The 20586-nt window shown below is 52.4% G+C and carries 14 protein-coding genes; 5 read left to right on the top strand and 9 right to left on the bottom strand.

The features are described from left to right. The first annotated feature begins 104 nt into the window (after positions 1-104). The 5 genes from ACYVGO_RS14925 to ACYVGO_RS14905 all read left to right on the top strand — a co-directional run bounded on the left by ACYVGO_RS14925 (position 105) and on the right by ACYVGO_RS14905 (position 5516). Positions 105-1493: an HmuY family protein gene (locus ACYVGO_RS14925; RefSeq protein WP_460969952.1), complete on the top strand. Its 1389-nt coding sequence runs from the start codon at positions 105-107 to the stop codon at positions 1491-1493. Positions 1494-1504: 11 nt separating this feature from the next. Further along, entirely contained in the window at positions 1505-2380 is an 876-nt protein-coding gene (locus ACYVGO_RS14920; RefSeq protein ID WP_460969951.1) for a heme/hemin ABC transporter substrate-binding protein, read from the top strand. A 5-nt stretch (positions 2381-2385) separates the two neighbouring features. After that, entirely contained in the window at positions 2386-3486 is a 1101-nt protein-coding gene (locus tag ACYVGO_RS14915) for a FecCD family ABC transporter permease (protein ID WP_460969950.1), read from the top strand. A gap of 186 nt (positions 3487-3672) precedes the next feature. Next, positions 3673-4470, top strand: a complete 798-nt coding sequence (locus ACYVGO_RS14910; protein WP_460969949.1) for a heme ABC transporter ATP-binding protein — start codon at positions 3673-3675, stop codon at positions 4468-4470. A gap of 20 nt (positions 4471-4490) precedes the next feature. After that, entirely contained in the window at positions 4491-5516 is a 1026-nt protein-coding gene (locus ACYVGO_RS14905; RefSeq protein ID WP_460969948.1) for a hemin-degrading factor, read from the top strand. Between the two features lie 112 nt (positions 5517-5628). On the opposite strand, the gene ACYVGO_RS14900 is transcribed toward ACYVGO_RS14905, so the two are convergent. From ACYVGO_RS14900 to ACYVGO_RS14860, 9 genes are all read right to left on the bottom strand, one after another. After that, positions 5629-5823: a hypothetical protein gene (locus ACYVGO_RS14900; protein ID WP_210422409.1), complete on the bottom strand. Its 195-nt coding sequence runs from the start codon at positions 5821-5823 to the stop codon at positions 5629-5631. Then, complete coding sequence (locus tag ACYVGO_RS14895; RefSeq protein ID WP_460969947.1) at positions 5816-7027, bottom strand: PepSY-associated TM helix domain-containing protein; 1212 nt, start codon at positions 7025-7027, stop codon at positions 5816-5818. Before ACYVGO_RS14895 ends, ACYVGO_RS14900 begins: the two co-directional genes overlap by 8 nt. Positions 7028-7095: 68 nt before the next feature. Next, a complete protein-coding gene (locus ACYVGO_RS14890; protein WP_460969946.1) occupies positions 7096-9525 on the bottom strand; it encodes a TonB-dependent receptor domain-containing protein in 2430 nt (809 codons plus the stop codon). Positions 9526-9736: 211 nt separating this feature from the next. Next, a complete protein-coding gene (locus ACYVGO_RS14885) occupies positions 9737-10594 on the bottom strand; it encodes an FHA domain-containing protein (RefSeq protein ID WP_460969945.1) in 858 nt (285 codons plus the stop codon). Between the two features lie 218 nt (positions 10595-10812). Beyond that, on the bottom strand, positions 10813-14793 hold the full coding sequence (locus tag ACYVGO_RS14880; RefSeq protein WP_460969944.1) for an FtsW/RodA/SpoVE family cell cycle protein: 3981 nt from the start codon (positions 14791-14793) through the stop codon (positions 10813-10815). A gap of 155 nt (positions 14794-14948) precedes the next feature. Continuing rightward, positions 14949-16229 carry a serine/threonine-protein kinase gene (locus ACYVGO_RS14875; protein WP_460969943.1) on the bottom strand — a complete coding sequence of 427 codons (1281 nt, stop codon included), beginning with the start codon at positions 16227-16229 and terminating at the stop codon, positions 14949-14951. 125 nt (positions 16230-16354) lie between these two features. Then, positions 16355-17908 (bottom strand): serine/threonine protein kinase, encoded by a 1554-nt coding sequence (locus ACYVGO_RS14870; protein WP_460969942.1) that lies wholly within the window; start codon positions 17906-17908, stop codon positions 16355-16357. 2 nt (positions 17909-17910) lie between these two features. Then, positions 17911-19359, bottom strand: a complete 1449-nt coding sequence (locus tag ACYVGO_RS14865) for a PP2C family protein-serine/threonine phosphatase (RefSeq protein ID WP_460969941.1) — start codon at positions 19357-19359, stop codon at positions 17911-17913. A 159-nt stretch (positions 19360-19518) separates the two neighbouring features. Further along, complete coding sequence (locus tag ACYVGO_RS14860) at positions 19519-20520, bottom strand: FHA domain-containing protein (RefSeq protein ID WP_460969940.1); 1002 nt, start codon at positions 20518-20520, stop codon at positions 19519-19521. Between the last annotated feature and the right edge of the window lie 66 nt (positions 20521-20586).

Raw genomic sequence — 20586 nt, 5'->3', positions numbered from 1 at the left:
ACTATCAGACATTATGCATCCTCCATTACACATTATTCATTATAAATCAGCTTTGCCAACAAACCTCCTCAATGTTTTTTAATCCTTCAAATTCCAACAATCAAATGAAAAGAGTCTTCATAATCATGTTTGCCCTGGCGGTAAGTACACTGAATGCCTGTAAAGAATCCGATCCCCCACTTCCAGACAATTTAGTGCAATTCGAAAGCGCGGAACAGGGTCTGGATGCAGCCACTAAAGAAGCGACCATTAAACTCAAACTATCACGGGCGGTCGATGCCGCTACACCCGTAACCATACAAGTTACACCTACGGGCATTGCCAGTGGAACCCAGTTCACGACAACACCAGCGCTAACCTCCAATACATTGTCTCTGACAGTGCCAGCGGGTGCCAGCGAAACCTCCTTTAAACTGACCAAAGCCGACAATATTTTTCTCTCCGGCACGGAAACCATTGCATTCGCCATAGCCTCGGCAGGTAGCCCGGTTTTAGTTGGAACGACGAAACAGCTGACGGTTAAATTCACCTCCATTGTATCGGCGGGCACGACACTGACGCTGGATGGTGGAACGGGGGGCTCCAGCGCTATCAATGCCGTGTTCGTCGATTTGAGCAACAATGCCCAAAACGCTGTGAAGCGGGCAAGCTGGGATTTAGGCTTCTCTTCGGGCACTGACTTCCGGGTTATTATCAACAATATGACTGGTGCGGCTGCCATTGCCCTGACCAAAACCGATCTGACACAGGTAACGGCTGCCGATACCGTTGGCCTTGTACTGAGCACAAGTGATTTCAGTCCAGCCGGGTTAAAATTGATAGACGACGTATCGGGTGATCTGACGAAAACAGTAATTCCGGCTATCTCGGCTACCGATGCAGACAACAAAGTGTACATTCTTAACCGGGGTACAGGTGGTGCAACACCCGCCAAAGGTTGGATAAAGCTCAGAGTACTTCGTAATGGCACCACGGGTTATACGCTTCAGTATGCAGGGATTAAAGAAACGACGTTCAAGACCGTTTCAATCACGAAAGACGCGGCCTACAATTTCAACTATGTATCGTTTGATACCGGAGCGGCTGTAGCCGTTGAGCCTGCCAAAGCCAAGTGGGATATTGAATGGACCGGCGGCATCTACTTAACCAGCGATGGTACCAACAACATCCCCTACTACTTCTCCGATCAGGTCTATATCAACTTTCTGGCGGGTGTAACAGCGGCCGAAGTACTGACCAGTACAGTTACGTATGATGCGTATGTCGAAACCAATATTGCAACAACCACCTTCAAAAGCGATCGCTCTGTGATTGGGTCAAACTGGCGGGCAACTACGGGAACACCAATCGGCGTCAAAACCGACCGGTTCTACGTGATTAAGGATGCTGCAGGCAACGTTTACAAACTGAAATTCATCAGCTTCATCTCCAACGATGGTGGCGTACGGGGCAACCCGAAATTCGAATTCAAACTGGTTAAACAAGGTAGCTAATCAAGATAATCATGACGAAATCAATCCTATCCACAACGGGGCTTATTTGCCTTTTGTGGAGCCTGCTGATCGGAAATTATCCGATATATGCAGCCAAACCACCTAAAGAGGAACCGGTTCGTATTGTGTCACTTGATGGCACAGTCAGTGAAATTCTGTGCGAATTAGGCTTACAGTCTCATTTGATCGGGGTCGATGTAACGAGCACCTATCCCGAATCGCTGAAAAGCCTGCCGAAAGTGGGCCATAACCGCAGCATTTCGGCCGAAGGCGTTATTTCGCTAAAGCCAACGCTTGTACTCACGACCCAGGCTGCGGGAACGAAACCAGAAGTGATCGATCAGATTAAAGCTGCGGGCATCAAGGTTATTTCGTTCCAGCAGGAATACAGTGTTGCCGGAGCTAAAAAACTGATTCAGGACGTGGCCACTACCTGCCAGGTTGGTTCGAAAGCCAAGTCAATACTCAAAAAACTGGACGCCGATCTGGCGCAGGTCAGGAAGGCACCAACCAGCCCAAAAGTGCTCTTCATTTACGCTCGGGGTACGGGTACCATGATGGTATCGGGCCGGGGCACGCAGGTTGCCAAAATGATCGAACTGGCGGGCGGTGTCAATGCCACACCTGACTTCGAGAATTATAAACCCCTCACCGCCGAAGCCCTGGTGACGGCCAATCCCGACGTGATTTTGCTGTTCGACAGTGGACTCGAAAGTCTGGGGGGTAACGAAGGCTTATTGAAAGTGCAGGGCATTGCCCAAACGAATGCGGGCAAAAACGGCTGGATCATCGACATGGATGGCCATTTGCTGAGCGGCTTTTCACCCCGTTTAGGAAAAGCATTACAGGAGTTAGCCCAGAAACTTACCCAGAAACCCAAAGCGTAATCACCATGACCAGCACCACGATCGATCCGCCAGAAACGCTAAAGCGAACCCAGAAATCAGTGCTGAGAACAACCCTCAATCCGTGGTTGCTGCCTACGCTGGTTGCCGTATTGGTGGTAACGGTTATCCTGTCGGTAGGGATTGGTGCCGTGCAGGTAACGCCCTATGAAATCGGGCTCATTCTCCGCAAGGCGTTGGGAGAATCGGTGGACGTAGACGGGACGAAAGAGGCCATTCTGCTGGTAATTCGGTTGCCCCGCGTCTGTCTGGCCGTGTTGATCGGTGCGGGATTGGCCATCTCTGGAGCCGCTATTCAAGGGTTGTTCCGGAATCCCCTTGCCGACCCCGGTCTGATTGGGATTTCGGCAGGCGCTTCACTGGCCGCCGTCACAATGATTGTGCTGGAAGTGAAATTTTTCCAAACCCTTACGGGTGTGTTGGGCATGTATGCGTTGTCGGTGGTGGCGTTTGGGGGTGCCTGTGTAACGGCTTTTTTCGTGTACCGGATTGCCCGCATGGCGGGTAAAGACCTGATCACAACCATGCTGCTGACGGGCATTGCCATCAACGCACTGTCGGGCGCGTTAACCGGCATTATGACCTATCTGGCAACCGATGAACAACTTCGCAACATTACGTTCTGGAGTCTGGGTAGTCTGGGAGGGGCTAGCTGGACATCGGTACTGGGAATTTTACCCTTTACGGTTGTGGCGTTAGCGGGTATTCCACGCCTGGCAAAGTCCCTCAATCTGCTGGCTCTGGGCGAGAGTCAGGCCAGTATGCTGGGGGTGAATTTAAAAAGCGTCAAACGACAGGTTATTATTTTCGCCACAATGGCCGTGGGTACATCGGTAGCGGTGGCGGGCATCATTGGTTTCGTTGGGTTGGTCATTCCGCACCTGATCCGAATGGGCGTTGGTTCCGACCACCGCCGAGTGCTAACCGGCTCGGCCTTAGGCGGTGCCATCGTACTAACGCTAGCGGATTCGCTCGCCCGAACGCTGGTTGCTCCGGCAGAACTGCCCATCGGTATTCTTACTGCGCTCGTTGGAACACCCGTTTTCTTATGGATTTTGTTTCGGGACAGACGCCGGCCAGGTGCTTAACTTATCATGACTCACGTTCTCGCTTGGCTGTGCCGAGTGAGGGGTATTAGTTCAAGGGCCTCTGGCCCGTGTGATAAAAAATAATCTCTAAAACGGGCCAGAGGCCCTTGAACCAATACCCCTCACTCGGCGAAGCCAAGCGAGAACATAGAAGCACATAGGGAAGGCACTTAACGTATCACGACTATGCTAGAGGTCAACAATTTGTCGTATCGAATTCGGAATCGGAAACTGCTCGATGGGGTTTCGTTCCAGGCTAAACCGGGTGAATTACTGGCAATCGTTGGGGCAAATGGCGCGGGGAAATCAACCTTGCTCAAGTTGTGCACCCGCGAACTAACGGCTTCGGAAGGTGGAATCCAGCTCTACGGCCGGGCGATTAACACGTATTCCGAAAAAGAGCTTTCCCTGTTTCGGGCGGTGTTACCGCAACAGAACTCGGTGGTGTTTCCGTTTCTGGTCAGCGAGTTAGTCCTGATGGGTCGGTATCCTCATTTCGAGTTTCATCCGTCCGAACAGGATTATCTGATTGCCGAAATGGCTCTTAAAAAAGTGGGCATGTGGGCGTTTGCCAGCCGCATTTTCACGACCTTATCGGGTGGCGAACAACAGCGGGTACAATTGGCGCGGGTGCTGGCCCAAATCTGGGATGTGGAGCAGGGAATTCTATTTTTAGATGAACCCACCACCGGTCTCGATCTGCTGCATCAGCACCAGATGCTGGAACTCGCCCGTGAGTTTACCCAACGAGGCTTTTGCGTCGTCGTGATTCTACATGACCTGAATCTGGCCGCACAGTATGCCGATCAGATCATTATGCTACGGACCGGTCAGGTGGAAGCCGCCGGGACACCCCGCGACGTCATCACGGAGGCCACAATTCTCCGCGTATTCAACTTGAAAGTATGGCTCCTTTCACATCCCGAAATGGACTGCCCTATGGTAGTCCCTCAACATCACCAATTCTCTGACAATCAACTTTAACATTAACTTATCAATACGCCATGACGACAACACAAAGTCTCAAAGAACGCTGGGCTGCGTTCAACCTGGAAAATCCAAAAACCAGAATCCGCGATGCGGCAAAACAATTGGGCGTAAGCGAAGCTGAACTCCTGCAAACGCAGGTTGGCGAAACGGTGCAGCGACTGGACGGTGATTTTCGCGACTTACTGAAAGAGGTGACAACCCTGGGCCATGTGATGGCGCTGACTCGTAATGACAACATCGTTCACGAACGCAAGGGCGTCTACGAAAAAGTATCGTTCAACGATCAGACAGGACTCGTTCTCGGGCCGGACATTGACCTGCGCCTGTTTATGTCGCACTGGCATTTTGGGTTTGCAGTCAATGAAAACGGCCGCAAGAGCCTTCAGTTCTTTGATCTGGATGGCACCGCCGTACATAAGATCTATCTGACGGATAAATCAGACGAAGCTGCCTATGATGCCTTGGTTCAAAAATACCTGGCGGTAGACCAGACGAGCCCGATTGGTACGGTAGCCTATCCTGAAAAAGAAGCCGGTATATCCGACGCTGACGTTGACGTACAGGCATTTCAGGAAGCCTGGTTAGCCATGGAAGATACGCACCAGTTTTTCGGCCTTTTGCGCAAACACAAACTCGACCGGGAACAGGGACTTCGGCTGGCTCCTGAAGGGTACGCGCAGTTGATATCGGCAGAGCAACTACAAAAGCTATTCGAAACCGTGGCTGAACGGGCGCTACCCATTATGATTTTTGCCTCAAGCCCAGGGTGCATTCAGATTCATACCGGGCCGGTTAAGAAGTTAGTCACTACAGGTCCCTGGTATAATGTACTGGACCCCGAGTTCAACATGCATTTGCGTTTAGATCAGGTTCACCATATCTGGGTAACCCGCAAACCAACGAAAGATGGTATCGTAACGGGACTCGATTTATTCGATAGCGAGGGCAACAATATTGCGTTAGTATTCGGGAAACGTAAACCGGGCGTCCCTGAACTAAAAGAGTGGCAGGAAGCTGTAAGCGAAGTGGTTAGCGCTTAGTACACTCTCTGTATTTTTGTGGTGTCAGATGCTTTCATCTGACACTTTTAGGTTTCTCAAAACCTAGTGTTAGTAGGTTTTGAGAAACCGACATCACGGCATGCTATATCGTTTACCGAACTCGCTCCTTTTTAGGGCCCGTTGGTTTGATCACAAACCGGGCAATTACAAGGAGTGGAATACCGAGGGTGAGCCAGGAAAGCGCATCCCAACTACCGTCGCCGACCAGGGCCGATATAAGCCCGACGAGGCTGCTGATTCCCAGTAAAATGGGTATTGTCCAGGTATGTCCGAATGGCTTAGTCACGGTAGTCTCCCTCCTGGGCGTTTAGGGTTAAAATTTCGGTTTCCTCCAACTGCTGGCTGGTTTTAGCCGTTTTGGTTTTCTCCATACGCGCCATCTGCGCTTTGGTGGCTTTGTTTCGGGCAAACCACAAATACAGCCCACTGATCAGGACAACAATCGTAATGATATCGAATATTGCCCAGATGATTTTCAGGGTCAGTCCGCCGTAATCGCCGAAGTGCAGCGGTTGCGAAAGAAACACAGCATTGACGTACCAGGGCATACTTCGCATATCGGTTAGTTTGCCCGTTTTAGCATCAATCAGAGCCGGTTTAGCCAGCCGTTCGGTTAGGGGTGTGCTCCCTTTCATAAAAACGGCGTAATGGTGCTGACTTGAATATAAGGTGCCCGGATAGGCCACAAACGAGGGTTCCATATCGGGAGCGGCTTGCTGGGCCACCTTAAGCGCCTGATCGAGCGGGCTCAATTTACCTTCTAACGGAGCGGCTCCTTTGTAGGGAGCGACCATCTCGGCGAGTTGCCCCTGCTGCCATAGTCCCTGTACCACTTCGGCCAGGGTGTTTACTACCCCCGTGAAGCCAACAACCGTGGCCCAGACGACCGTTACCACGCCAAGCAGGTTATGCAAATCGAGCCACTTCAGCCGGGTTGATTTTTCAGTGCGGACCATCCCGAAATTAAACCGACGCATGATCGGACTGTAGAGCATGAGTCCGGACACAATCGCGGCCACAAACAAAAGCCCCATCAGACCCAGAAACAGCTCTCCCTTGAGCCCCATGAACATATTGATGTGCAATTGCAGCATCACGTACATAAAACCTTCCTGCAACTTGGGCACCTCCAGTACGCGGGCCGTCCGGTTATCAAAAATCACCAGCTTATAGTTATCCGCCGGAGCGGTCATCGAATCCGACAACGTAAAAGTGGTGGTATTGGGCTCGTGCTCGTCCCAGTACACAAAGCGGATAACATTTTTTGGAAATTTCTGACGAACCGCTTCCGCCAGTCGCTCCAGTGGTACAGATGGCGTTCCCGCGGGCATGGCTGGAGCCAGCGGGGGCTTACCTTCCAGTCGCTCAATCTCTTCCGTAAAAATAAGCGGCAAGCCTGTCAGGCAGAGCATGAGCAGGAACGCCGTGCAGATCAGGCTTGTCCATTTGTGGATTTGAAACCAGGTTTTGACTTGTTTGGCGGTACTCATACTGACAGGAGATATAGGCTAAACGAACGAATTAAGCCCCCGGCATGTGCTTACCGGGGGCTATTTTTCTAGAATTTATACGCAACACTGCCCACAAAGCTCCGCAGTTTCTGCGCGTTCATGGTGGTATAGCCAATCCAGTAGTGCTGGTTGGTCAGGTTGTCTACTTTAGCAGCCAGCCGGAATTTCCGTCGGTCGTAAAAGGCCGATGCGTTCAGGACGGTATACGCAGGCAGGATGAATTCACCTAAACTGACACTGTTCTGAATCTTGTTGTCGCTGGCGTAATTACCCCCAAATCCAAAACCAAGGCCTTTGACCAGGTAATCCGGCAATCGGTAGCTGAGCCACAGGTTCGCCCGTACCGGCGAGGAAGCCGTGCTTGGCCGGCGACCATTCACATCCGCGTCTGCATTGGTCAGCTTCGAATCGTTGTAGGAAAAACCGGCTACGACATTGAAACCGGTAAACGGATTCGCAATAACATCGACCTCAACCCCACGGCTTAACTGAGTCCCATCCTGTGTCTGCGCAAACCGAGCGGCTGCCAGTGGATTAGGATCGGTGCGGAGCAGGTTCTTCACCTGAATGTCATAATAGCTGACAGTTGTGCTCAGTCGCCCACCGAAAGCATTCAGTTTCACCCCCGCTTCGAACTGGTTGGCCTGTTCAAGCTTGGCGAATCGTTGCGTCAGGCTATCGACTGCCGTCACATCATAGGCGTTATAGAGGCCCTGATTATTGAAACTGTTCTGGTAGTTCGCGAAGACTGACACCTTGTCTTTAATCGGTTGATACACCAGACCCAATTTGGGCGAGAACGCCGTTTGGTTATAGCCAGCCACTTCGGAACCAACAAGACCGCCCTTATTATGGAAATCATCTACCCGTAAAGCGGCCAGGATGCTGAGTTTGTCGGTCAGGTTGAGCACGTCGGAAACAAAGGCGCTATAGGTATCCCGAATTCCGGTAAGGGGATAATTAAAATCAGGGGCTTTGCTGGCATACAGAGCGGCCATAGCTGCCCCGTTGAATTTGCTGTAATCGTATCCCGTTGTAAGGGGCACTGTATCGTAAGTACTGCCGTAGAACAACTGGTTCGCGTTGGTGTGCAGGTAATCCAGGCCCACAACGATCCGGTTACGCAGACTACCTAGTTGGAAATCACCGTTGAACAGTTGCTGAACTTCAAACACATCGTTGGTACTGTTACGGGTCGATTGATCGGCACGTACGAGCAGGTTTGACCCTAACGTCTTTCCATCCGGAATGATGTAGAAGTAAGGGCCATTCCCGTTCGAGTAGCTGTGACTCGAACTGAAATTAGTCGATGACGTAAATGAAGGTGAGATACGGTAGTTGACCTGACCAAACAGGTTCGTGCTGCGTGATTTCTGCGACAGGCCACTGCCCATGTAGGAGTTGCGGTAATCGACGTTCAACTGATCGGCACGGGTAGCACCGAGCGTATAGCCGGGCACATAGAAAAAGAAATTCTGCTCAACCACATTCTCGATCCGATAAATCTCGGCATCGAGCAAAATCGACAACCGCTCGGTGGGCTTAATTAACAGGCTGGGGGCCAGCGCAAAACTCTTATTGAAGCCTTCGGTCTGAAACGTTCCTTCGTGACTGGCGGCTGAGTTAAGGCGCAGGAGTATGTTACGGCTTTTGTTGAGGGGCGCATTCACATCCACGCTCACCCGCTGGAAATCGTAGTTACCACCCGACACAGCGACTTCGCCCCCGACTGTTTCATAGGGTTTCTTGGTCACCCGATTGACCAGGCCACCGTAGGAGGTTAACGCACTTCCGAACAAGGTCGCAGAAGGGCCTTTGATCACTTCCATTTTTTCCAGATTGACGGCGTCGATGCTGCTCGTGACGTTTCCGGCTAATCCATTACGAAGCTGGCTTTGCACGTAAAACCCTCGAGTGTTGTAATACGCGCCACCATCGCCGGAACGGCCCGTAGCGTTCCACATCTTCTGTAGACCAGGCGCATTTCGCATGGCATCATCCACCGTAAAAATGACCTGTTCGGTCAGCAGCTCTTTGCCAATCGTATTGTACACCTGCGGATTTTCCAGGTTTTTTAAGGGCATCTTGGAAACATAGTCGCTGGACGACCGCGAAAACCGGTTCGTGCGGCTGCCGTTTACGATCACCTCATTCAACTGAGCGGCATTTTCCTGTAAGGTAAAATCGATCGTTATCGGTTGTGCATCCTGTACCGTAACGGTTTGTTCGGTCGTTTTCAGGCCCACTGCCGACACCTGAATCTGATAGGTACCTACTTTAATGTGGCTGATCGTAAAATCACCTTTGGCATTGGTGACGTCTCCTTGTCCTTTTCCTTTCAGGCTGACCGTAACAGCCTCCGCCGGATTCCCATCCGAGGTTTGTACGTGGCCCCGAATAATTGCCGTTTGTTGAGCCAGAGCGGGCAATGTGGTTAACAAAAATAGGAGTCCAAGTAGAGATTTCGTTGTATTCATTTGTACTGAACTATTTAGATTTATTCTAAAGAGTTGCAAAAGAACAACAGAATCCGATCAGATAAAAATTATTTTTATTAATTCTAAATAAAAACCCCTCCATATCTACCTAAATGGAAGGGCAATTGCTGTAGTACCGACCGGGACGGTCGGGCGTGTATCCAACGGCTTCTCATCCGACTGGGACGGTCGGTGCTACAAAAAATCAATCTTAGAGCAGCTCAAACAACAGCATCACTTCGCCCCCCAACTCAATCTGGTCTCCGCTTTGGAGTGGGTAGCTTATACCCGCAATATCAGCCCGCTCCATCGTATCGTTCGGATGGATGAGTTTCGTTTTATTGCCTCCGGCGGGTAGTCCGCCCGGGTCGACAAGGAGGGCGTACCGTCTTTGAACCATATCATAGCGGATCGTTGCATGCGCCCGGCTCACAGCGCCATTGCCAGCTCCTTTTTGAGAGTCGAAACCAGGATCATCGTCATTCAATAGAATAATATCGTTGGTCCGAACCCGTCCCGATGCCGTTTGGGTCGTATGCCCGCGACCGATGCAGAACGTAGTTTGTTGAGCTGAATCGAGGACATACTCAGCCTGCTCCATCTGGCCGACCAGGGCAACGATTCTGGCTAAACGTGGTGAACTTTCCGGCTTCGACTTATCGACGACGACCAGCCCCAAATTCCCTTCCCGATAGGTGCTTTCGGGCAAGTCGTCTGTAAAAAAGGCATAGTCGAACTGCCAGTTTTTAGGAAGCGTAATGTAATTATCGGCCAGTTGGCGACTTAGTTCAGCCTGAAACTTCCCCGGCTGATTTGCCCATAAAGCGACCCGATACAACTCTTCGTCTTCAGGGCTGGGGCCTAAAATAGACAACCGAAGTCCCACAGGCGCGGTATCCGGCTCATTCTGATAAGCCCGAAGTTTACTCACCACAAACCGCATGACCTGTTTCCGCAGCTGAGCAGCGGGCGGAGGACCGGTTGGGGTTGGGGTAACAGGAGATGTCTCACTGCGTTCATTCGCAGGCGTAAACCCAAATAAGTTCTTGACCTTTTCTAATAAGCTCATGGTAAGTTGGTTTAAAAGCTGTTTAAACTTTTAGTTTTCTTGCTAGGATTTGCGCGATTTTTGTCATTCCGACTTTAGGAGGAATCTCAAGCTTCCGTAATAGTCAAGCTTGAGATTCCTCCTAAAGTCGGAATGACAAAAATCGATTTAGTATCAATAGAAATTAGAAAGTTTGAACAGCTTCTTAATGTAGCGTGGATATCCCACCCGCGCTACGGTTAAAAGCTCCCCAAATAACTCCGTTGTTTTAAAATGGGCGCTACTACCGTATTTGCTAAGTTGACCGCATCGGCAGAGGATTCGCCCAGCTCGATCCGCACCGTAACTACGGTATGCGAACGGCCATCGGGCGTAGGGGCGAAAAATACGTACCAGCCATCATTCCGCTGAACGCCCTGCACGATTCGTTCGGGGGTGCCGGTTTTACCCGCCACCCGCGCCACACTAATCTTGCTCCGCCCCGCCGATGGATTCGACTGTTCGATCATAAACTCCGCTAACTGCTCCGCATAATCAGGCCGACGGGCAATGGGTTTCCCTGCACTGATCGACTTGAGTTTTCCGCCCAGATCCAGCACGTAACGCGACGGCTGCAAGACACCTCGGTTAGCAATGGCACCCGCCATCCGGCCCAGGGCTGCGGGGGTGGTTGTCAGTTGCCCCTGCCCCCACGCCAAGCCCGAGAACTCACTCCGGTAGCGTGGTGGATACTGCGTGCTCTGGTACAACTTCCGACGAACGACAAACGAAGAATCACGCCAGTGCTGCCGAATCTGAACACGTTCGACGTCGGTATGGGTATCCGAAAAAGAGTAGCCACCAATCAGATCGACGTTCATGCCCGTGGCCAGATAGAGATCGGCCAGTTCGTTATCCAATGCATTATCGTTCGCCGTTCGGATAAAATAGACGTTGCTCGACCGAACAATCGCCTTCCGCATATCGACCAGTTCTCCACAGGGTTCCGATTCCCGCGTGCCCCGGCGAATGATCTCCTGACACGAAATCGGGTAGCGAACCGCCGAGGCCGACGAGCCCAGTTTATTAAACGCGGCCATCGCCGTCAGAATCTTAGCCGTCGAGCCGGGGGCCGTTGGATAGGTCATACCCAGATCGCGTTCGGTTACCAGGTAGGGTAGTTCCAGCCGATCCCGATCCGAGAGCAACATGACTTCGGGCGTTTTAAGGTTCGGTAACGGGTAAATCGCCGACGCCAGCACATCGCCCGAAGCCGCGTCCAGCACCACTACCGAAAGGCGTTTGTTGCTGTATTCAGACTGAGCCAGTGCCTTCTGCAACGTCACTTGTAGCTCGGCATTTACGCTTAGGTGGAGATCACGGTTTTTGGCTTTTCGTTCGGCAACTTCGCGACTATCGATCCCGGCCCGCAAGGCCGGAGCGAGTTCACTGTAATCATAAACGGATAGCGTCCGCGTTTGCTGAACCGTCGGACTGAACCGATCGGCCTGGTAATCGGTGGCAACAAGGGTCGTTTTACGTGGCCGACTGTTGAATCCCCGCAACTCGCTGAAGTGCGTAGCCTCGGCATAGTAGCCATTGCTTTGCCCCCAGAAGAGTTGTGTATTCAAATCGCCGGTCCAGAAAAACAGGTGCTCGCCGAAGGGGTAATACCGTTGCAGCCGCTTTTGGGTGAGCGTTTGAAGCTGATCAGCAGTCAGCCCACTTTGCCGAAGCCGTGCCGACTGTTGCGTAACCAGTTCGGGCGAGCTTGTTGCCAGCACAAGGCCGTTCCGGTCGTAGACGGTGCCTGCTGCCAGCACACGGGTCAGCCGCTCGATTCGGGGATTGTAGCTGTACACAGGATCGCCGTTGCGGGTCACTACCCGCGCGGGCCGCACAATATACTCGCTACCCTTCCAGCCAACAATCGGCAATAAGCGACCAATCAGAACCACTACGCCGATCAGAAATCCGGCAATACCGGCCATCAGCACCACATCGTAGTTCTTCTCCAGGTATTGCCGTTGCTCTGGTTGTCCCGGCCGATGCGCCACACTGAATACAACGCCCATCGCCATTAAATTGATAATCAGCGAGATTTTGCCGTAACTCAGAAACGGCACACTAATTCCCGTTAAGGGCAACAACCCAATAGAACCACTGGCGATGATCAGGAATTGAACGCCAGTCGCAATGGCGATACCAGCCACCAGGAAAAAACTGAACGGCTGCCCTGCCCGCCGGGCGTGCAACAAGATCCGGTGCAATAGTATGCCCATGAGCAGAAAAACGACCACTACACCCAATCCACCCAGCTCTTCGCCTACACTGGGTAAAATCATGTCGGTATGGGCGGCTGGCATGGCATTGGCATACCCTTTTCCAAGCCCCTGTCCCGTCCAGCCACCAGCGGCCAATGCCCAGAAACTGTGCGCCAGATGATCGCCCCCATATACATCGTTATTCCAGGGATTGAGCCACATGGCTTTCCGGTCCGCCAGGCGGCTCCCCACGAACGGCAACTGATCGCCAAAGGCGAACATCGCGATCACCAGCAGGAGCAATACGGGGGCTTCGGTCAATAAAGCCGCCCACCCCAGTCCGGTTCGCGAACGGGCTTCGCCCTGCCAATACATATACCCGACCAGCACGACTAAACTGAGCAGTGTTGCGATCCAGCCGGGTAATAGCCAGAGTGCGATGCCATAGCCGAGACCTGTTGCCAGGGTCAGGGGCAGGTTTCCCCGAGCGATGCTGTAAAATAGCAAAAACGTAAAGCAGACAACCAGCGACGGCCCCATATCGCCCAGCAGGAGGTAAAGCAGCATGAGCAACCCCGCTCCGGCCAATGCCCCAAAGCTCACCCGAAAACGCCAGCGAAGATCGGGCAGTTGCCTGATTTGCTGCTCATTGGCGGCAAAGAACCCCGCAAAGAAAATCAGCAGCAGGTATTTGGTAATCTCGCTGGGTTGAAATGTCAGGCCCAGGATGGACAGGTTCACCCGTACACCACTGCCCTCCGGCCCCGAACCGGCGAGCAAGGTCAGCGTAGCCAAACCAACGGCCAATACCAGCCATGTCCAGCCCGAAAGCCGGACGGAAGACCGGTTACGGAACGTGAACAGCCAGTCAAAACGCCAGTCGGCATAAAAACGACCGATATTCAGTTGCGATAAAATCGTCATCCCCGCCAGACCAAGCGCAATCCCTTGCAAGGTTTGCCAGGCGTAAAGCATATCCTGCAAGGGGTCCTGAATGGCCAGAAGTGTCAGCACCGATATACCCGTCAACAACATTAGGATGGGCAACAGCAACGGATCGGGTTGAAAGCGCCGGAGGTCCCAAACACACTGCACGGCCCAGAACGCCAGCATAAACAGCACCACAACCGCCCAGAACTGCATCGTAAACGCAGTTGGCGTGCGAACGGCAAACGCATGATCGGTCTTGAGCTGCCCGTACACCGTTGAGCCAATGAGCCGCAACTGATGCCGACGGGCGTTAAAGGTATAGTTTTGATCACTGGTCAGATGGCTCGTGCCCCGTCGGCTACCAAATTCGAAACCGGGCTTAAGCGGCACAACGCTATAACCTGAACCACTCGGCAGGCCTGTGAAGGAAAACTGCCCATCGGCATCCGTTCGGGCGTAGGTGAACCGGTCAGCGAGTGTATCGGGTTGGGCGGTGGCAGGATGGCGCTTTAATTGCACCAGTACATCTGCCATTGGTTTTTCGTCGCGCATAACCCGGCCCGAAATTTCCTCCGTTCCGCTTCCTGCGCTAACAGCCGATGGGTATGCTTTGGGATTGTTTAGCTCACGGACATACAGCACCGAGTCGAAACCCATTTGCTGACGGGACAACTGCAACCGACTCTGGAAATCGCCCCCCCCAATCCGACTACGCCAGGGAATGGGTGCCAGCACCGAAAACAGCCGTTTGTTTAGTCCTCCCAAATTATCGGGCGCGCCGTTTTGCCGAAGCTTGGTCGCCATTGAATCGGCGACCAATGCCCTGTCTTTCGGGTCGCTGTAATAATTGCCGCTATTGAGTAATCGCTGGATTGCTGCTGATTTCAAACCAGTGTTGAGCGTCAACGCCTGACCATTGGCAAAAGCTTCTTTGGCCTGGCTCAGTGCAGGCAACAGGTTCATATACAGCCGCCCAAACAGCAGTAGTAACAGAACCGATGCGCCTACTAAATACAATCGCCCGGACGGGACGGAGGTTACTTTCATGTGTTGGTGGTGATGCTCTAAAACTCCCAGACTCCCTAAAGGGCAAGATTCTTATAGCCCCTCACGTTCTCGCTCGGCAAAGCCAAGCGAGAACGTGGATGTGCGGTGAGCCAAGTCCCTTTTAGGGGATTTAGGGGTTTTTAGATGTATGTCAATTAAAACGTCCTCGTCGTATCAACAACAGCATTCGATGAATCGGGTACAGTTACAGGCGTTTCCGGTATGGGTTCCGAATTACGTTCTGTTGTGGTCGAATCGGTGGTGTTTTCCATTGGGTAGTCTGATGAGGTTTCTGTCGTGTCTTCGGCCATCGTGTCGGTAACCGACGAATCTGGCATTGTTAACGTCGAATCTGCTACTATCTGGGCTTTTTTGTTGGCTTCGTCCTGGTGGTTCTTGTACAGAATAGCCAGCCCAATCAGTAAGGTCACGATAAAGCAGGCCAGCCCGATCGTCCAACCGTTCGATCGTTGCTCAGGTTCGTAATCAGGTAGCGGGGCAACGGGTGCCACCGGCCTCGGTGCCTGTATCGGGGCCGCCATCGTCCGCGACGAAACGGGTGCCCGGCGGTCCATAGATCGACCAACCTGTAATTGCTCCACATTCGTCTGCCCCAGCAGAAACACGAGTTCGTTGACATCACTCAGTCGTTCGGCTGGATTTTTGGCTAACGTCCATTCCAGAATCGTATCCAGACTTGGCGGCAGGTTGTTTCCCGAAGGCAATTGCAGAGCCGGCGGTGGTGTTCGCAGCACATGGCCCATGAACGTGGCGATTCCGGCACTGTCGGTCATCGAAAACGGCACTCTCCCCGACAGGCATTCATACAAAACGACACCCAGCGAATAATAATCCGTGGCCTCATCAACTCCCCGTGGATTGTCGAACTGCTCGGGCGACGCATATTCGTAGGTCATCAGCGATTGACCCGTCATCGTTTGCGACTGTTCGCGGATGCGGGCAACGCCAAAGTCTGTCAGTAGAAAATGAAGTTCGCCACTGGGCAGCGGCCGGAAGAGAATATTCTCAGGCTTTATATCGCGATGAATAATACCCCGTGAATGAATTGCCTTAAAGGCTTCGGCCATTTGCAGGCCCAGTCGAATCGTATTGGGTACATCCAGATACCCCTGTTCGCCCAGCAGCGTACGCAGGTTTCCACCCTCGACCCATTCCATAACGATAAATGGCATGGGCATATCCAACTGCACCTCCCGCACTCGCACCACGTTCGGATGCTGGATGTCGGTCATTAGTTGCGATTCGAGTCGAAACCGCCGGAGCGTATCGGCATCCGTATTGAGCGTGAAGTGTTTAATGGCCACCAAATCGCCCGTTGCCAGATGGCGTGCCTTCAGGACACGAGCGTTCGAGCGGCCCAACTCACCGATAATTTCGTAACCCGGGAAATGCGTATTGACGCTTACGGTTGGCATGAGTCAATTAATGATATAGAACGCTGATTGTTATGATTGTTAAGATGGAATATGATTTTCTGCATTCGTCAACTAGTATTAGATGAAAATTCAAAACAATCTTAATAATCATACTAATCTGCGTTCTATTGTGTTGAATCAGCAGTCATCAGTGAATCCAACGATGGAGCAAACTGATGCTCGACAATTTTGTACGTAAGTTTAGTACCCCGGTCGCTGTTGGGTGCGGTCTCGATTAACGACGATTTTGGCCCGATGTCACGGAAATACACTTTCTCCGATTTATACAGACCTCCACTTTCCTTGTAATAATTCACCTTAACGGCCACCGACGAAAACGTGACCTGGCTCGGGTTCGTCAGTTGAAGTTGTACGTTTTTGATGCCCCCAAATAAACCAACCCGGTAATCGTTTACTTTAACCGTCAGCCCCTCAACGGCGGCAAGAGCCTCCTGCCGGAGTTGTTCCCTTTGTATGGCTTCCTCCGCTTCCCGTTGATGGATGGCAGTCTCTTCGTTCAAATCAGGTCGCCCAGACGTATCGGCATTGGTTATTGGTGTATCGGCAAGCGCCGTAGGATTTCTGGCTTTCTGGTTGAGAATGGCGTAATACAGGCCAATGCCTCCAAGCAGCAGGACAACGATAAGCAAAGGCCAGTTTATGCCCGCCCGTGTGGGTTTACGGGGACCTCGGCTCGGTACAGACGTAACCACGGGCACCTCTTCCGGAACAGCGTTTACAACCTCAACCTCGTTTTGTACGGGTTCACTGATTACTACGGGCTTCGTTGATTCTGGAGTTGAAGGCCGCGTAGAGGTGGCACGATTAGCCTGCAAATAGTTCAGTTCGGCCTGTTTAAGCAACCAGGTTAGCTCATCCGGATCGCTGAGTCGGTCGGCGGCTTTCTTTTGCAACAAGCCCTGAAGCAACTCGGCGAACGCGCTAAGGGACTGTTCGGTGGTGGTGATCGTCAGCGCGGGCGGGGCTTCCGTCAGCACTTTGTTCATGAAGGTTACGATGCCGGTATGGTCGTCTAACGCAAAGGGTACACTTCCATGCAGGCACTCATACAGGACCACCCCCAGCGAGTAATAATCCGTTGCAACACCCACGCCTTTCGGATCGTTGAACTGCTCGGGCGATGCATATTCGTAGGTCATCAATGATTGGCCCGTCATCGTATTCGAATGCTCGTGCAGGCGGGCCACCCCGAAATCGGTCAACAGAAAGTGGAGTTCACCACTGGGCAAAGGTCGAAACAAGATATTCTCGGGCTTAATATCGCGGTGAACGATGCCCTGTGGGTGAATCGCCTTAAACGCACTGGCCATTTGCAGGCCCAGGCGAATGGTGGTTGGCACGTCAAGCTGGCCCTTACCGGCAATGAGCTGGTGCAGGTTTCCGCCCTCAATCAGCTCCATGACAACATACGGCAATTCAGCCTCCAGTTGTACCTCCCGGACCTTCACCACATTGGGATGAGCAATGCTGGTCATAATTGCCGATTCCCGCTGAAACCGCCGGAGGGTTTCGGCATCGGTGTTGAGGGCAAAATGCTTTATCGCCACCAGATCGCCCGTTGCCAGATGACGTGCCTTGAGAATGCGCGCGTTACTGCGACCCAATTCACTCAGCACTTCGTAACCCGGAAACCGCGTGTCAAATCGAATCGTGGACATTACTAGTGTAGTGTTTTTTTGGTTGAATCAGGCTGCTTTTGTACCGAAATCGTAACAACGGCGTTGCGGAAGGTATCCTGCCGAACAGTCGCGTTAATGGGCAGCCCCACGTTTGTAAAGTACACGTTCGAGAGCTGTACCTTCGTATCCCGGGTTGTCTCGATACCCGTCCTGAACCCATTGATCACGATATTTTCCAGTTGCACAGTGCCTGATCGGGTAATTTGAAACGCTACGGATGCCTGTGCCGAATCGGCGGGCATCAGGACCGTCAGCCGGGCATTGCCCAGGACACGTTGCAGCGAATCGGTGAATAGCAATGGCCCGGTAAGCCGGAACGTATCGGCGGGCAACACCAGCCGGTGGTCTTTACTTCGGTAGGCGATTTGTAGCAATGAATCGAGTTTGGAAAGCGTTTCCGTTACTGCCGATGTTGCATTAGGTTGGCTACTGATGGGCAGGCTATCAACCACCGGCCTGTCGGATTGACTGGCTGGTTGATATTGATACCACACAATTGCCGCAATCAACCCGATGGCTACCACACCAAACAGCGCCCATAATCCAGTCGAACTACGCTTAACCGGTTTTGTTGCAACGGAAGCTGTTTTGTTGGCTTCAGACGTAACGGGAACGGCGGGCAGTTTCGGCGCGGGTGCCTTTTCGGGGCTGGCAGATGTGATCGACTGGTCGGGGGCTGGCGCGTTGTTTCGGGCGAGCACGACGGTAATATTATCGTTGCCACCCTGTTCATTAGCCAGTCGAATCAAGGCGGTTATCTGGTCATCAAGGCTTATTTTTTGATCCAGAATCGCTTTGATCTGCGCCTGCGTGATCATATCCGTCAGGCCGTCACTACAGAGCAGCAACTGATCGCCCGGTAGAAAATCGGTCTCCCCCGACTCCAAAAAATCAGGATCATCGACCCGGTGTTCTGTGGAGCCAACGTCCCGCAAAATTTCGTTCCGGCGCGGGTGTTGCATGGCTTCGGCCTCGGTGAGTTCCTGGGCATCTTCCCGAACACCAACCAGCGAGTGATCGTAGGTAAGTTTTTCCAGGACTCCCTGCCGATACCGGTATAAACGGGTATCGCCCACATGAACGAAATACAACTTCCCCGACTGACTATCCGCAACAGCGGTGGTCAGAACGCAGCACATCTGCGCTAATCGCAACTCCTGCTGCCTCTGGGTATTGATTTGATTATTAGCGAACACGACCGCTTCGCGTAACATCGATAAGGGGTTGCCGTTGGGCGTGGCCATGTATTGCTCAATCGACTCCTTCGCAATAGCCGCAGCCCGATCGCCCCCGGCATAACCGCCAACGCCATCGATAACCGCCAGCAACGCGCTGCTATCTGCCCAAATCGTTGAGCAGACAAAGGTGTCCTGATTATCCTTTCGGCGCTGACCTACATCGGTCTGACCGGCAATTAGTAATGAATTCATGGAGTAACGCGGGTGGAAGCCCGCGATTCTGATATAAAATCGCGGGTTTCCACCCGCGTTACGCGTTACTATATTATCGGGGTAAATCCTGAAAATGTTTTACAACTAGTAAAACGACGAACAGGAATAGTACGAAAACAAGGAGCGCATCGATCATGGCTAGGCAGTCCGTTGAAAGTGTAGCGTAACCATACTATTGAGCAGAATCTGGGCCTTGTCGGGTAAGGCATACCACTGCGGACTGGCGGGTTCACTACGGGGAATAAGCTGTTCATTCACGCGGGTTTCATTTCGGCTGAATGACGCGAGTTGAAAGCTCTCCGTTGCATCGTCGTACCGAATGCGGGCGTGTGGGTTCGAAACGTAGGCCGACTCAAGCAGCAGGTAATTTGGAAAATGCTGATTATCGGGTTCTTTCCGGGCCACCACAATCTCCCGATCGCGCATCAGGTACGAATCCTCTTTGTTTAGCTCGGCAATGTAGTAGTTGATCTCGGCCAGTCCGGCGGCAAGGCTACGCGGTAAAACCGTCGCGTTTCGGGTGGCGGAGCCCGGCATGGGTGGCCGTTCGTTCAGAGCGGGCGACGAATCAAATTTAAACTTTACCACAAACGCACCCGGCTCGCGGAAGTCGATATGCTGAAACGTGTTCAGGTCAACATCTACTTTTTCGTAGCGGTTGGTTTGCTTTACCCGGCGGGTTACGTGCAGTTTATCCGGCGACTGGCGCTGTTCATTGCCAGGCAGAATACCCGTCAGGGCACCCACAACGTAGACATCCGACGGGCTGACGTCTTCTCCCCCAAACTCCCGGCCACCGCCAAACTTAACGAACCAGCTTAAGGCCACCGGCGCTACCCGTTCATACTGCCCTTTCTGCGACTCGATAATGGCTTTAAAGGATTTTACGGCTTCATCGACAATAACCGGAAAGGCATTCTGGCGCTCCTCGTAGGTGTCCGGATGCAGGATAACCAGAAAGTGCGCATTGAACAGCATACTTGTCCCAACCGATTCCCGATGGATGGAATCCTCGAAGGAGGCCACCAACTCATCCAGAATCCGTTTGTTGGTCACCGTAGCCACAGGGCGGGTTTGGGGTTGGCTGGCGGGTACCAGTAAATTGCCTAATTTATGAAGCCAGTTGGGCTGATCGGCCATGAGAGAACGTGACTAGGTGGTTGCTACACCCTTAAACGATAAATTTCAGCGTTTTCTTTTGGCAAT

It is taken from the genome of Spirosoma migulaei (genome assembly GCF_054776855.1).
The sequence above is the reverse complement of the archived record's forward strand: the minus strand, read 5'-3'. Positions and strand labels throughout refer to the sequence as shown.

Excerpts from the sequence above, each read along its gene's own strand:
- ACYVGO_RS14905 (WP_460969948.1), top strand. The coding sequence starts at position 4,491 with ATGACGACAACACAAAGTCTCAAAGAACGCTGGGCTGCGTTCAACCTG.
- ACYVGO_RS14890 (WP_460969946.1), bottom strand. The coding sequence starts at position 9,525 with ATGAATACAACGAAATCTCTACTTGGACTCCTATTTTTGTTAACCACA.
- ACYVGO_RS14880 (WP_460969944.1), bottom strand. The coding sequence starts at position 14,793 with ATGAAAGTAACCTCCGTCCCGTCCGGGCGATTGTATTTAGTAGGCGCA.
- ACYVGO_RS14870 (WP_460969942.1), bottom strand. The coding sequence starts at position 17,908 with ATGTCCACGATTCGATTTGACACGCGGTTTCCGGGTTACGAAGTGCTG.
- ACYVGO_RS14920 (WP_460969951.1), top strand. The coding sequence starts at position 1,505 with ATGACGAAATCAATCCTATCCACAACGGGGCTTATTTGCCTTTTGTGG.
- ACYVGO_RS14895 (WP_460969947.1), bottom strand. The coding sequence starts at position 7,027 with ATGAGTACCGCCAAACAAGTCAAAACCTGGTTTCAAATCCACAAATGG.
- ACYVGO_RS14910 (WP_460969949.1), top strand. The coding sequence starts at position 3,673 with ATGCTAGAGGTCAACAATTTGTCGTATCGAATTCGGAATCGGAAACTG.
- ACYVGO_RS14915 (WP_460969950.1), top strand. The coding sequence starts at position 2,386 with ATGACCAGCACCACGATCGATCCGCCAGAAACGCTAAAGCGAACCCAG.
- ACYVGO_RS14860 (WP_460969940.1), bottom strand. The coding sequence starts at position 20,520 with ATGGCCGATCAGCCCAACTGGCTTCATAAATTAGGCAATTTACTGGTA.
- ACYVGO_RS14925 (WP_460969952.1), top strand. The coding sequence starts at position 105 with ATGAAAAGAGTCTTCATAATCATGTTTGCCCTGGCGGTAAGTACACTG.
- ACYVGO_RS14875 (WP_460969943.1), bottom strand. The coding sequence starts at position 16,229 with ATGCCAACCGTAAGCGTCAATACGCATTTCCCGGGTTACGAAATTATC.
- ACYVGO_RS14865 (WP_460969941.1), bottom strand. The coding sequence starts at position 19,359 with ATGAATTCATTACTAATTGCCGGTCAGACCGATGTAGGTCAGCGCCGA.
- ACYVGO_RS14885 (WP_460969945.1), bottom strand. The coding sequence starts at position 10,594 with ATGAGCTTATTAGAAAAGGTCAAGAACTTATTTGGGTTTACGCCTGCG.